This window comes from Hyphococcus flavus, from assembly GCF_028748065.1.
Taxonomy (GTDB): Bacteria; Pseudomonadota; Alphaproteobacteria; order Caulobacterales; family Parvularculaceae; genus Hyphococcus; species Hyphococcus flavus.
Genome location: NZ_CP118166.1, coordinates 1131218 through 1145475, shown reverse-complemented (window position 1 = coordinate 1145475; position 14258 = coordinate 1131218). Strand labels below are relative to the sequence as shown.

The 14258-nt window shown below is 56.9% G+C and carries 13 protein-coding genes; all 13 read left to right on the top strand.

Features of this window, described 5'->3' with window-relative positions; translation table 11 throughout:
- Positions 1-42: 42 nt before the first annotated feature.
- The 13 genes from rimP (at position 43) to PUV54_RS05475 (ending at position 14235) form a co-directional block, all read left to right on the top strand.
- Positions 43-672 carry a ribosome maturation factor RimP gene (gene rimP, locus PUV54_RS05535; RefSeq protein ID WP_274494595.1) on the top strand — a complete coding sequence of 210 codons (630 nt, stop codon included), beginning with the start codon at positions 43-45 and terminating at the stop codon, positions 670-672.
- Positions 673-701: 29 nt separating this feature from the next.
- Entirely contained in the window at positions 702-2324 is a 1623-nt protein-coding gene (gene nusA, locus PUV54_RS05530; RefSeq protein ID WP_274494594.1) for a transcription termination factor NusA, read from the top strand.
- Entirely contained in the window at positions 2260-2961 is a 702-nt protein-coding gene (locus tag PUV54_RS05525; RefSeq protein ID WP_274494592.1) for an RNA-binding protein, read from the top strand. Before nusA ends, PUV54_RS05525 begins: the two co-directional genes overlap by 65 nt.
- A gap of 130 nt (positions 2962-3091) precedes the next feature.
- A complete protein-coding gene (gene infB / locus PUV54_RS05520) occupies positions 3092-5725 on the top strand; it encodes a translation initiation factor IF-2 (RefSeq protein WP_274494591.1) in 2634 nt (877 codons plus the stop codon).
- A 4-nt stretch (positions 5726-5729) separates the two neighbouring features.
- Positions 5730-6245, top strand: a complete 516-nt coding sequence (locus PUV54_RS05515; RefSeq protein ID WP_274494590.1) for a rod shape-determining protein — start codon at positions 5730-5732, stop codon at positions 6243-6245.
- Between the two features lie 2 nt (positions 6246-6247).
- Positions 6248-6763: a GNAT family N-acetyltransferase gene (locus PUV54_RS05510; protein WP_274494589.1), complete on the top strand. Its 516-nt coding sequence runs from the start codon at positions 6248-6250 to the stop codon at positions 6761-6763.
- Between the two features lie 70 nt (positions 6764-6833).
- Positions 6834-7235, top strand: a complete 402-nt coding sequence (gene rbfA / locus PUV54_RS05505) for a 30S ribosome-binding factor RbfA (RefSeq protein WP_274494588.1) — start codon at positions 6834-6836, stop codon at positions 7233-7235.
- An 82-nt stretch (positions 7236-7317) separates the two neighbouring features.
- Positions 7318-8385, top strand: coding sequence for a glycosyltransferase family 61 protein (locus PUV54_RS05500; protein ID WP_274494587.1), 1068 nt, complete (start codon positions 7318-7320; stop codon positions 8383-8385).
- Positions 8385-9452 (top strand): hypothetical protein, encoded by a 1068-nt coding sequence (locus tag PUV54_RS05495; RefSeq protein WP_274494586.1) that lies wholly within the window; start codon positions 8385-8387, stop codon positions 9450-9452. Before PUV54_RS05500 ends, PUV54_RS05495 begins: the two co-directional genes overlap by 1 nt.
- 102 nt (positions 9453-9554) lie before the next feature.
- Entirely contained in the window at positions 9555-10487 is a 933-nt protein-coding gene (gene truB / locus PUV54_RS05490; RefSeq protein ID WP_274494585.1) for a tRNA pseudouridine(55) synthase TruB, read from the top strand.
- A 138-nt stretch (positions 10488-10625) separates the two neighbouring features.
- Positions 10626-13004, top strand: coding sequence for a response regulator (locus tag PUV54_RS05485; RefSeq protein ID WP_274494584.1), 2379 nt, complete (start codon positions 10626-10628; stop codon positions 13002-13004).
- 118 nt (positions 13005-13122) lie between these two features.
- On the top strand, positions 13123-13410 hold the full coding sequence (rpsO, locus tag PUV54_RS05480) for a 30S ribosomal protein S15 (RefSeq protein WP_420797941.1): 288 nt from the start codon (positions 13123-13125) through the stop codon (positions 13408-13410).
- A gap of 63 nt (positions 13411-13473) precedes the next feature.
- Complete coding sequence (locus PUV54_RS05475) at positions 13474-14235, top strand: SDR family NAD(P)-dependent oxidoreductase (protein WP_274494582.1); 762 nt, start codon at positions 13474-13476, stop codon at positions 14233-14235.
- Positions 14236-14258 lie beyond the last annotated feature (23 nt).

The window sequence follows — 14258 nt, the reverse complement described above, 5'->3', positions numbered from 1 at the left end:
GGCGAACGGGAGCCCTCAAAGTGAATGAAAAGGGGCTGACAAATGGCTGGAGAAGGCCTATATAACCGCTCAAACGCTATCGGATTTGATAAGCGGGCCCCGCGGGGCCCGCTTTTTCGTTCCGGCGGCGCTCATTTGGAGCTGCTATTTTTGACGCTTGAAACGCGCCTTTTTGACCTCATCACACCGGTTGTCGACGCCGCCGGTTTTGAACTGGTGCGTGTTCGCATGACGGGCGGCAAGACCATGACGCTTCAGGTGATGGCCGAGCGTCCGGACAAGACCATGACGGCGGAAGATTGCGCACGGCTGTCGCGCGCGTTGTCGCCGGTGCTGGAAGAGGCCGACCCGATTGAAGGGAATTACAATCTTGAGGTCTCTTCGCCGGGGATCGACCGGCCGCTGGTTCGGGAAAAGGATTTTGAGGATTGGCAGGGCTGGCCCGCCAAATTGGAACTGAACCGGCTCGTCGAAGGCCGCAAGCGCTTCAAGGGCGTTTTGGCCGGACTCGATGACGGAAAAATCGCTTTCGATATCGAGGGCGAAGACGAAACGGCGCTCTTTCCCATGGAGTGGATCGCCAATGCGCAATTGATCCTGACCGAGGATCTTATTCGCGAAACCATGAAGGCGGAAAAAGAAGACCGCCAAGCTATTAACGAGCAGCCTTAAAGGAGATAATTGATGATGGAGACCCTTCGATGACCGCCATTAGCGCCAACAAGCTTGAATTGATTCAGATCGCCGACGCCGTCGCGCGCGAAAAATCAATCGACAAATCGCTTGTTATCGAGGCCATGGAAGATGCGCTCGCCCGTGCGGCGCGCACCCGTTACGGTCATGAGACGCTGGTCAAGGCGGAGATCAATCCGAAAACCGGCGAAACCCGGCTGTGGCGTTTGCTCGAAGTCGTCGATGAAATCGAAAATGATCAGACACAGATCACTGTTGCTGACGCGCGTCACCGCAATCCGGAAGCCGAGGTTGGCGACTTCATGTCAGAGCCGTTGCCGCCGATGGATTTTGGCCGCCAGGCGGCCATGGGCGCCAAGCAGGTCATCACCCAGAAAGTGCGTGAAGCTGAACGTGACCGTCAGTATGAAGACTTTAAAGATCGCGTCAGCGAAATCATCAACGGCATCATCAAGCGGGTCGAATACGGCCACGTGATTGTCGATCTTGGCAAAGCCGAGGCGATTATCCGCCGCGACCAGCAATTGCCGCGTGAGAATTACCGCAATGGCGATCGTGTGCGCGCTTACATCATGGATGTGCGCCGCGAGACGCGGGGCCCGCAAATCTTTCTTTCCCGTTCGCATCCTCAGTTCATGGCGAAACTGTTCGAGCAGGAAGTGCCGGAAGTTTATGACGGCGTGATTGAAATCAAGGCTGTGGCGCGCGATCCGGGCAGTCGCGCTAAGATCGGCGTTTACTCTAAAGACGCGGGCATTGATCCTGTCGGCGCCTGCGTCGGCATGCGGGGTTCTCGCGTGCAGGCGGTGGTGAACGAGCTTGGCGGCGAAAAGATCGACATCGTGCCGTGGAACGAAAACGACGCGACTTTTGTCGTTAATGCGCTCGCGCCGGCGGAAGTCACCAAGGTCGTGCTCGACGAAGAATTGATGCGCATCGAGGTCGTCGTGCCGGATGAGCAATTGTCGCTCGCCATTGGCCGTCGCGGCCAGAATGTGCGCCTCGCCTCACAACTTTCCGGTTATGAAATCGATATCATGACCGAGGAAGAAGAGAGCGCCAAGCGTCAGGAAGAATTCCGTGTACGTTCAGAACTCTTCATGGCTGGCCTTGATGTTGACGACATGATGGCAGGCCTTCTTGTTTCAGAAGGTTTCGCCAAGATTGAGGAACTGGCCTTTATCGACGTTGAGGAATTGATGGAAATCGACGGCCTCGACGAAGAAACGGCTGAAGAGCTTCAGGCGCGCGCGCGTGATTACATCGAGGAAGAAAACAAAAAGCTCGATGAGAAGCGCAAGGAGATGGGCGTCGCCGACGACATTCTTGAAGTCGAAGGGCTTGATCTGAAAATGGTCGTGACGCTCGGCGAGAACGACGTGAAGTCGCTTGAAGATCTCGCCGGATGCGCAACCGATGATCTGACGGGTTGGACCGAGCGGGTCGATGGCGAGCGCAAGCACTACGACGGCATATTGGAGCAGTACAAAATCACGGCTGAAGAAGCTGAGGATTTGATCATGCGCACGCGCGTCATGGCGGGCTGGATCACCCAGGAAGATCTTGATGCGATGCGTGCGGAGGAAGCGGAACAGGAAAACGAGGAGGCCGAGACTGAAGCAACCGCATGAGGTCAGCCAGTCCGGGCGACGCAAACAGCCCGAGCGACGATGCGTGGCGACGGGCGAAGCGCTTACCCCGCAGACGGGTCTGCGTTTCGTCTTGAGCCCTGACGGCCTGTTGGCGCCTGACTTTTCGGGCAAGCTTCCTGGGCGCGGCGCCTGGCTAAGTCCTAACCGGGCGGCGTTGGAAGCGGCGGTGAAAAAAGGAGCTTTTTCGCGCTCTTTCAAAGCGCCGGCTACGGCGCCTGAGGGGCTTGCCGACCGAGTCGAGGCAGGATTGACCAAAGCGGCGTTGTCGGCGCTGGGCTTGGCGCGAAAGGCGGGTGAGGCGACGACAGGGTTTGAAAAAGCCCGTGCGGCGCTGGAGCGCAAAAATGTTGCGGTGCTGATTAATGCGCGCGACGCGGGTGTGGACGGGAAGCGAAAACTCGCGAGGCTGGCGACGGGTGTTGAGATCGTGAACCAATTCGCTGCGACAGAACTGGCGGCGGCGTTGGGGCGGGATGAACCAACTGTTCATGTCGTGCTGAAGGAAGGCAATGCGGCGCAACGATTTCTTGCCGCCGCGAAAAAGTTAAACGGGTTTCGTGATGATGACGAAACCGGGTGCGTAAAAGTGACGGCGCAAGCCGTCAAAACTGGCTGAAAAAGCCGGAAACCGTGAGGGTTGCGGTGGACCGCGGCCCTTCGGGGTTGTATGTCGATGGCGGTTTCGGGGCTCATGGTTCCGAAACCAAAAGGAAGCGCCTTTATGAGGAGGCGCATTTGGAGATTTGATGAGCGACGACGTCGAAACAGAAACGAAATCGAAATCGCCACGGCGACCGCTGACGCTGCGCCGCACGGAAACGGGTGCGGTCAAGCAGAGCTTTAGTCATGGGCGATCGAAGACGGTCGTTGTGGAGACCAAACGCCGTCGCGTTCTGACGCCCAAGAAAGGCGATGAGGCCAAGCCGGAAGCAAAAGAATCCGAAGCGCCTGAAAAAAAATCAGCTCGGCCCATCGTGAAACCCGCAGCCAAGCCGAAGGCGAAGGAAGCCGAAAAGCCGGACGAGGCAGACGACAAGAAGCAGGGTTCGGTTTTAAGAACGCTATCCGATGATGAAAAACAGGCGCGGGCCGAAGCGCTGGCGACGGCGCGGCGAGAACAACAAGCGCGCGCCAAACGCGAGGCGGCTGAGCGTGCCGAACGCGAGGCGCGCGAAGCCGAAGAGCGCACCAAGCTCGAAGAAGACCGCAAACGCCAGGCGATAGAAGAAGAAAAGCGCGCCAAAGAGGCCGAAGCGCGCCGTAAGGCTGAAGAAGAAGCCCGCGAGGCGCTTGAGGAAGAAGAGCGTGAGCGCAAAAAGCGTAACGCGGCGAAAGCAGATGCGCGCGCGAAGGGCAAGGAACCGGAAGCCGAGCGGCAAGCTGATGCCGACCCAGACAATCCGCTGGCCCAGCTTGGCGGTCGCCTCAAAACCCGACGCAAGGGCGGTGATGATCGCCGTGACACCAGCAAGGCCAAGGAATCACCGCGCCGGCGTTCGGGCAAATTGACCATCGCCAACGCGCTGGACGATGAAGAGCGTCAACGCTCGCTTGCATCGGTGAAGCGCGCCCGTGAACGTGAAAAACAGGCTCGCCAGCAGCGCGCCGGCGGCGGCGCCCGTGTAGTGCGCGACGTCATCATTCCGGAAACGATCACGGTTCAGGAACTGGCGGCGCGGATGTCCATGCGTGCGGTCGATCTGGTCAAGGAACTGATGAAACAGGGCCAGATGGTCACCGCGAATGCAACGCTAGACGCTGATACGGCGCAACTTGTCGCCGAAGATCTCGGACACGCGGTGAAACGGGTCTCCGAAGCCGATGTCGAGGAAGGTCTCGGCGGCGCGGCGGACACGGACGCGGACATGAAATCGCGTCCGCCGGTCGTCACCATCATGGGACACGTCGATCACGGCAAGACATCTCTGCTCGACGCCTTGCGTCAGACTGATGTGGTCGCTGGCGAGGCGGGCGGCATCACCCAGCATATCGGTGCTTATCAGGTTGATCTTGGCAATGAACGCAAGATCACGTTCCTTGATACGCCAGGCCACGCTGCGTTTACACAAATGCGCGCGCGCGGCGCCAAGGTGACGGACATCATTATTCTCGTTGTGGCGGCGGATGACTCCATCATGCCGCAAACGGAAGAAGCGATCAGCCACGCCAAGGCCGCCGGCGTGCCGATCATTGTCGCCATAAACAAAGTCGACAAACCCGATGCCGATCCAAACAAAGTGCGTACGGACCTCCTGCAGTATGAAATTCAGGTGGAAAGCATGGGCGGCGACGTGCAGGACGTGGAAGTTTCCGCACTGAAGAAAATGAATCTCGACGGATTACAGGAAGCGATCCTGTTGCAGTCGGAACTTCTGGAGCTGAAAGCCAACCCGGACCGTCCCGCCGAAGGCGCGGTGGTCGAAGGCCGCCTCGATAAAGGCCGCGGCGCCGTTGCAACCATGCTCGTCGAGCGCGGCACCCTGAAGCGCGGCGACATCATGGTTGTCGGTTCCGAATGGGGCAAGGTGCGCGCCATGTCTGACGACAAGGGCGCCCAGGTGAAAGAAGCGGGTCCTGCTTATCCGGTTGAGATTTTGGGACTTAATGGCGTGCCGGAACCGGGCGACACGTTCCACGTGGTCGAATCGGAAGCACGTGCGCGGGAAATCGCCGAGTTCCGTCAGCGCCAGCGCCGCGAAAAAGCAGCGGCGAAATCGTCGGGCACTTCGCTCGAACAGATGATGGCGCAGTTGCAGGATTCAGAAATCAAGGAAATGCCGATCGTCATCAAGGGTGATGTGCAAGGCTCTATCGAAGCGATTGTTGGTGCGCTCGATAAGATGAGTACGGATGAAGTGCGCGTGCGCGTCCTTCATACCGGCGTCGGCGGCATTTCCGAAAGCGACGTCATTCTGGCCGAGGCGTCAAACGCGCCGGTGATCGGTTTCAATGTCCGCGCCAACAAACAGGCCCGTGACGAAGCGGAACGATCCGGCGTTGAGATTCGCTATTATTCGGTGATCTACGACCTGATCGACGACATCAAGGCGGTTCTCTCCGGCATGCTTGATCCGGAACTGCGCGAAACATTCCTCGGCAACGCCGAAATCCTCGAAGTCTTTTCGATTTCGAAGCACGGCAAGGTTGCGGGTTGCCGCGTTTCCGAAGGCAAGGTCGAGCGCGGGGCGAAAGTTCGCCTTATCCGCGATGATGTCGTTATTCACGAAGGCGAGCTGTCGCAGCTCAAGCGGTTCAAGGACGACGTCAACGAGGTGCCCGCCGGGCAGGAATGCGGCATGAGCTTCGCCAACTACGAAGACATGAAAGCCGGTGATGTCATCGAATGCTTCCGCGTCGAGAAAGTAACGCGGACGCTTTAGTCTAATGTGGCTCTTTCATGCGCTGTCCGGTCGATTCCCGATTGTTTTAGGGTCGATCGGCAAAGATCGCATTGCGTTAAAGTGGCTACAAACTGGCGCAGTTTTCGATGAACCGCCTTTGATTGCCATTGAAAACAAAGCTGGCGGGAAGTACGTCAAAGCTGTTGGCGCTTCCGCCAGCGGCATGTCCGGCTTGCATGCCGTTACCGTACATAATTCGTTCGAGAGCATTGAGCCGCTTTTTACAGATTATGATTTGGCGGCTGCTTTAGTAAAACATGCAATTCGCGAGATTTTCGAAGCGCGGTGGCTTATGTCGCCTAAGGTTTTGTTGCGAATATGCGGGCGCCATTCAGTTCTTTCTGGTAGCGAGAAACAAATGCTTCAAAGATTCGCCAAGGATTGTGGGATTGCGCGGCTGTATGTGTTTCTCGAAGGCGAAACTATACCTGGGAATAATGAGATGAACCATTCTAGCCTTTCTAAGTCCGCACACTTTGTAACCAAGTTTGTGGCGTAGACATGAGCGTTCTTCGACTATTCAATCCCGACCGCGACAGCCCGCCACTCCATGCAATCTTCGGTGACGAAGAAAGTTGCCGTTATATGTCGGATCCGGCGACGGCGACTGTAGAGGAAACCGTCAGCCTTTTGACAAAATGGAATGAGGGAACCGAGGAAACCACTTGGGCGATTGTTGAGCGTGAAGACGGCGATGCCTTGGGGCGCATCACCATGATCCCGCGCGGCGGCCATGTGTGGGAGGTTGGGATTATGCTTTGCCCGGCGGCTCAGGGGCGCGGCCTTGCATTCACTGCTTTATGCGCAGCGCTCGATAGTATTTTTGATAAGCATGAAGCGCGGCGCGTTTACGCTGATATCGACCCTGACAATAAGCCCTCCATCCGCCTGTTCGAGCGGGCCGGTTTTCAGCGCGAGGGGCTGTTGCGCGCGGCGTGGAAGACGCATATCGGCGTGCGCGACTCGATCATCATGGGGTTTGTCAGTTCCGACCCGCGCCCATGGCGGCATGACTGACCTGCCTTTGTCGCGCACTCGCCGCCGCAACCCTTTCCCAATTCACATTAAGCGCTTATGTCTGCCTCCGATGGCAAAACGATTTTCGAAAACAAAAGGCCCGAGCCAGCGCCAGCTCCGCGCCGGCGAGCTTGTGCGTCATGCGCTTGTGGAAATTCTCCAGCGCGAGCCCTTGCGCGATCCGGCGCTGGACGGCGTTTCCGTAACCGTGAGCGAGGTGCGCGTTTCGCCAGACCTGAAGCAGGCCAGCATCTATGCGGCGCCGTTGGGCGGGACGGCGCAGGACGATGTTGTTTCGGCGCTTAACCGTGTCGCGCCGTATTTGCGCAGCCTGTTGGGCAAGAAAATTGACATGAAATTTACCCCTGCCCTGACATTCAAAAGCGATGATACTTTCGAGGAAGCCCGTAAAATCGATGCGCTGCTGGCGCGGCCTGACGTTGCCAGGGACCTGAAAGACCGCGACGATTAAAACCTGCGATTTTTCCCTCGGATTAACTGTGTTCTGAGGTTTCCTGTATTAGTCTCGGAAAAAAGCGAACAAAACCGGGCAAATGTTTTCTTACCGTCACGCTAAATTTCAAGCGCCGCTGGCGCGGCTGCGCAGCGCCGCCGCATCGATGTGGCGCGCGGGCTGGTCGGCGGCCGGGAAATATCAGCCGCTCACGCCTGCAGAAAAAGCGTTCACTTTTGGAGACAAAGTGCCGTTCAACGGCGATCGCCCGCTGACAAGCGGCAACGACAATTACCAGCATCGCCTTAGTTTCAGGACACCCCGGCCGCAGTTCGAAAATGTCGACGATCTCATTGTCACGCCCCTTGGCGCGAGCTGGAAAAACGGCCGGCTTTACGAAAAGTATTCTTCCTGCACGCCCGGTCTTCGTATGCTGGCCGCAAGTAATAATCCGCAGGCTGAGGTTGAGGAAGGGTATTTTATCCAGTCCGAACATGTTGATACGTTCGGTGACTGGATGTCTGAATATTTATCGCCCCTTTCGACGCTATTAGAAATCGACGCGCCTGTTTACCTGCCTCAAAGTTTTGCAGCAAAGCCTTATGTTGGGCGTGACGCTGCGCGATTGGGTATCGATTTCGTGCCGCTTACCCAGCCGCTTCGTATCCGTAAGGCGAAAGTTCTCCGTCAGCAGCGATGTATTCGTTACTGGCGAGTTGCGGAAGTTGAGGGGCTTCGCCGGTTTCTGAAGGTCGATGCGCCAACCGCTGCGCCGGGTTCCACTCTTTATTTGTCACGGCATGGCGAAGCATCGGAAGTGGCGGATCGCACCCACCCCAACCTCTTGATTGAGGAGATTGTAAAAGGCCGTGGCGGGCGGGTGTTACGCACGAAAGACGCTGAGCTTGAAGATTATCTGAATGCTGCGCAATCGGCGGAAACATTATTATTCGATCACGGTTCCGCTGCATACAACATGGTCTACTGGCGGCCGAAACGGATCATTGAATTTGTTAGTGACGCCTGGTGGATGAACAGTTTTCTGTTCTTTGCTGACGCTTCTGGGGTTCGTGATTATTCAATCCTGTGTTCCGATCAGCATGATGCAGAGGAGCTGTCGAAGCGTTTGCATGCCATGTTGGACCTGCCGATCGAGGAGGCAGGGTGATGGCCGCCGCCAGAAATTTTCTTGGCGGTCTTTGCATGCCGGCTTTTAAGGCAAATGTCAGGGGGCGGATCGGCTCTTTCTTCCGGCTTTTTTTCACTGCAACGCAGCGCTATGCGCCGTTCAACCCTCGGGATACCGAATTGAAGCTGGCGCAGAAAATTCATTTTTCTGGAGACGCGCCAGTACAGATCGAGAGCAGGGCTTGCGAACAGGGCCGCATGGTTTTCGCCCGGGAACGCCCGGAAAGCGAAGACGTTAAAAACCTGGTTGTTACGCCCAACGGCGGCGGCTGGGTCGGCAGCCGATGTTATGAGCGCTACAGCGCCAGCGCACCGGGATTGCGCGTGTTGCTCGGACACCGGTCGCCTGCTGAAGCTTATGAAACCGGCTATTGGGTGCAGTCTGCGCACAAGGACACTTATGGGGATTGGGTTTCCGAGTATCTGAGCGCTATCATCCGTCATGAGCCGCTGAATGCGCCGTTGTTCTTGCCTGCCGAGCTTGCATCCCGGCCATACGTTTGCCGCGACCTTGCAAGACTGGCGGTTGATTTTGTCTCCGTCGACAGGCCGATGAAAATAAAAAACGCGACAGTGCTGCGCCAGCAAAAGTACTTTGTGCATTTTCGCAGGCGTGACGTGGCGGCCCTTCGAAAAGTTTTTGCGCCCCCTTGCGAACCACCTTCGCCGGGCAGTCTAGTCTATCTTTCCCGTTACGGCGAGGTTTCGGAAGTGGCGGACCGTCAGTATCCAAACGAAATAGTTGAACGAGTTGTCGCCGATTGTGGCGGGCGCGTTATTCGCACAGCCGATGCGCACCCTGAAACTTACAGGGCGGCGGCGCTTGAAGCGGATACCGTGGTCTTCGATCACGGATCGGCTTTTTATAACGCTCTCGGCTGGCGTCCGCGCAAGGTTATCGAAATCGTCTCGGACGGGTGGTGGAACAACGCATTCGTGATGCTGGCTGATGCCATGGGGATCGAAGATTACACCATCATCCGCGGCGATCTTGGCGACCGGCATGTCGCCGGCAGACTAAAGCAGGCCCTCAGCGTCTCAGCTTGACCAGAGCCGCAGGACCTGTTTGAACGCAAGCGGGCCTTGTCCGCCGTCCGAACCGGCGTGGGTCCGGTGAAATTTTGAGAATAAATAGAGAGGAACCCGTGAATGGGTAGAAGGCGCAAAAAAGGGCGTCCGATTTCGGGCTGGCTGATTATCGACAAAGCCTATGATGTCGGTTCGACAGAGGCGGTTTCCAAGGCGAAATGGCTTTTTCAGGCGCAAAAGGCCGGCCATGCGGGAACGCTTGATCCACTAGCGACGGGCGTTTTGCCGATCGCTTTAGGCGAGGCGACAAAGACGGCTGCTTACGTGATGGATGCCGAAAAGCATTATCGCTTTAAAGCGACATGGGGTGAACGGCGCGCCACTGACGACGTCGAAGGCGATGTTATCGCTACCTCGGACAAACGTCCCTCGCGGGATGAGATCGAGGCCGCGCTTGGACGCTTTACCGGAGAGATCGAACAGGTTCCGCCGCAGTTTTCCGCAATCAAGGTCGGCGGCGAACGGGCTTACGATATTGCTCGCGAGGGTGAGGAAGTTAAACTCCAGCCGCGCCAAGTCACGATCAATGACTTTAAGCTCATTGATGTTCCGTCTGCAGATGAAGCGGTGTTCGAGGCAAAAACCGGAAAAGGCGCCTATGTGCGAGCGCTGGTGCGCGATCTGGCGCAGGTGCTCGGCGCCGAAGGCTATGTGAGTGAATTACGGCGGCTTGCTGTCGGCTCTTTGCGCGCCGAAGACGGGGTGACGCTCGAAGCGCTCGAGGCGCTCGATACGCTGGACAGCCGGGACGCCGTGCTGCTTCCTATCGCCGATGCGTTAACGGCCTTGCCGCAGGCGGCGATTGATGGACCGCAAGCTGACCGGTTGCGGCACGGACAGGCGGCGATCATAACGCCGGCCGTCGCCAAGGGCGTACGCGGTGAACGTGTTGGCGAAGTAGAAGGTGTTCTGGCGGTGATGCATGACGAGGCGGTCGCCATCTGCACGCTTGACGGACTCAAGCTGAAGCCGGCGCGGGTCTTGAATAATTAGGGCATGAGGCTGTTTTTGCGAGTTTTTAAGGTTGGTAAGGAGGTTCTGAGCCACGATTTTCAGAATCGATTTCATTATGGTGAATTTTGATTAACCATTAATGGGCAATCTCCGGCTCACGCTATGCCGGGGGATGTCTTGTTCGTAAAAATTTACACCTGCGTCACACAGCAACATGATTTGAAGCTCGTACTGGTGGCTGCCGCTATTTGTGCGCTGGCCAGCCTGGCCGCGGTAGGTATCACAGGCAGGGCGCACGCGTCGTCTGGTGCGACGCGTGTTAAATGGCTGGCGCTTGCCGGTTTCTGCGCCGGGTCAGCAATCTGGGCGACGCATTTCACCGCGATGATTGCTTATGAGTTTGCGCTCTCTTCCGGCATTGATTTCTGGCGTACTGCTGCGTCCTGGGTTGTAGCGGTGATATTTTCCGGCATTGCCTTTGGCGTGCACGCCTACGCGAGCGGAAAAGCATGGAAAGCGCTAGCGGGCGCCGTCTTCGCAATCACCGTTAGTTCAATGCACTATATCGGCATGAGCGCTTATGCGACCAGCGCGATATTGATATGGGACTATTTCCAGGTTGGCGCATCGGTGTTGTTCTGTCTTGCCATCAGTGTGCCGATGTTCACATACATGAAGCGTGATCCGGACAGCCGCGCAACGCTGACGAGCGCTGGACTGATGATCGTTGCAATCTGCACAATGCATTTCACTGGCATGTCCGCCCTGACGATGATGCCTGCGACCGGACTAGCCGAAGGTTCGGTGCTGCTGCGCGGAGAAGCGCTTGATATCAGCATTATTGCATTGACCGTTCTGGTGACGGTTATCGGCCTCAGTGCGGCGACATTCGATCGCAAGATGGCGCGACAGAAAGAACAGGAAGCTGATCGGTTGCGCGCGCTTGCTGATCAGTTGCGTGTGGAAAAAGAACGCGCTGAGGCGGCCACCATCGCCAAGTCTGAGTTTTTGGCGAATATGAGCCATGAAATTCGCACGCCCATGAACGGCGTTATCGGCATGGCGGAAGTCTTATGCACAACCGAGCTTACGCCGCGCCAGCGGGAAATCGTTGACGTGATTGTCACATCGGGTGAAGCGCTGATGACAATCATCAATGACATTCTCGACATATCGAAAATCGAAGCCGGAAAAATAGAATTGCAAAACGAGGTTTTCGATCTTCAGCAAACGGCTGAAGATCTGGCGATTTTGTTTTCAAGCCGTGCGGTTCAATCAAATGTTGATTTGTGTGTGCGCTATGACCCGGCGCTGCCGACCCAGTTTGAGGGCGACGCAAGCCGCGTCCGTCAGGTCATTGCAAACTTTGTAAACAATGCGGCGAAATTTACAGAGGCTGGTCACATCCTGATTGACATCGCGCCATACAAAGACGGTGTCCGGATCAGTGTTAAAGATACCGGCGTCGGAATCGCTGAAGACAAGCTCTCAGCCGTGTTCGACAAATTCACCCAAGCCGACATGACGGCGACACGAAAACACCAGGGTACCGGTCTTGGGCTGGCAATAACCCAAAGCCTTGTTGAGCAAATGGGCGGCAGCGTCGGGGTGGAAAGCAAACTGGCGAAGGGTTCAATCTTTTGGGCCGACCTTCCCTTGCGTGCGGTCTCGCAACCCATGGACAGTAATGCGCTAGGGCCTGATCCGGCTGACGGGCGCGTTCTTATAGTCGATGACATCGAAATTAACCGCACTATTCTCAAGGAATATGTGGGACAGTGGTCAATGCGGCCGGTCATCGCCGCGAGCGGCATTGAAGCTTTGCGTGTCCTTGACGCCGCTCGCAGCGAAGGCGATCCGATTGAGCTTATTATCACCGATTTTCAAATGCCGGAACTGTCAGGACTTGACCTTGTTAAGCGCGTTCGGGACTCTGCGGCGCATTCGAAAACGCCGATTATTGTTCTTTCATCGGTTAACGAACGAACAGGGCCTGAGGGCCCGGAAGACCGTGTGGACGCATGGCTGACAAAGCCGGTGCGCGCTTCGCAGCTCAGGCAAGCAGTCCGGAACGTGTGTGCTCATGTCGCTGATGATACGATTACCAATGCGCCTGTTCCCCAACGCAGCATAGCTTCCGCAGCCGGGGCAGCGCCTTTGAAAATTCTTCTCGCTGAAGACAATCAAGTGAACCAGCTTGTCTTCAAAAGCCTGCTTCAAAACGAGCCCGTGGAGATCACGGCTGTAGAGGACGGCGCTGCGGCCGTTGCTGCCTGGCGCCGGATTAGCCCTGATCTCATCGTGATGGATGTTTCCATGCCCGTAATGAGCGGTATTAAGGCGACTGAGGAAATCCGCAAGATCGAAACGGAACTGAAACTGAAGCCTACGCCGATCATCGCGGCGACAGCTAACGCCATGGAGACTGATCGGGAAATCTGCCTATCGGCGGGAATGAACGATTATGTCGCCAAGCCGATAAAGGCTGCTCCCCTGAAGCAGATGATTGCAAAGTGGGGCAGGTCTGATGAGGGCGAAGCGCGGGCAAGCGCGTAGTCGTCGGATAGGGCTCAGGCCAGCCCCTTGCCATCCCGCCGCTTTTCCCCCATAAGCCCCGAAATTCTAACGACCTTGCTGGACGGCGTCCCGGCAAGGCCGTGATTTTCAGGGGACGCTGCGGAGAAACACAAGTATGTCCATTACGGCTGGCCGTAAGGCTGAACTCATTAAAAAATTTGCTCAGAATGATGGCGACACAGGCTCGCCGGAGGTTCAGGTTGCGATCCTGTCGGAGCGCATTTCGAACCTCACCGAACACTTCAAGGGACACAAGAAAGACAATCACTCGCGTCGCGGGCTGTTGAAAATGGTCTCTCAGCGCCGTCGTCTTCTTGATTATGTCAAGCGCAATGACGAAGGGCGCTACAAGAAGCTGATCGAAGAGCTTGGCCTGCGCCGCTAATTTGCGCCCGGCGCCGTTCCAGGGGGAGCGGCGCTTTATTTGACGAACGGGCGAGGAGAAAAAATGAAAATTTCCGGAACATCAGCAATCATCACTGGCGGCGCATCTGGCCTCGGCGCGGCGACAGCCGAAGCCCTGGCGGAAGCCGGCGTGAAAGTCGCTCTCTGGGACCTCAATGAAGAAAAGGGCGAGGCGCTTGCCGAAAAACTCGGCGGCGTCTTCTGCAAAACCAACGTTGCCGATGAGGACAACGTCAAGCAGTCGCTCGCCAAATCCGTTGAAGCCAATGGATCGCCGTCGATCCTTGTGAATTGCGCGGGCATCGCTGTCGGCGAAAAAACGGTGGGCAAGAATGGCGCGCACAATCTCGACAATTACAAACGCGTCCTTGAGGTCAATCTGATCGGTACGTTTAACTGCATTCGCCTCGTTGCGGAGCAGATGGAGAAAAACGAACCGCAACAAGACGGCGCGCGCGGGGTCATCATCAATACCGCCTCGGTCGCCGCTTTTGACGGCCAGATCGGGCAGGCGGCGTATTCGGCGTCAAAAGCAGGCGTCGCCGGCATGACCCTGCCGATCGCGCGCGACCTGATGAGTATTGGCGTGCGCGTCAACACCATCGCGCCGGGCATTTTCTGGACCCCGATGATGGCCGGCATGGATCAAAAAATTCAGGATGCGCTCGCCGCCATGGTGCCGTTTCCAAAGCGACTGGGTGCGCCGGAAGAATACGCATCACTTGCAGTAGAAATCTGCCGTAACGGGTACATGAACGGCGAAACCATAAGGCTCGATGGAGCCATCAGAATGCAGCCGAGATAACCAACCCGCGCCGCCTCAATAAG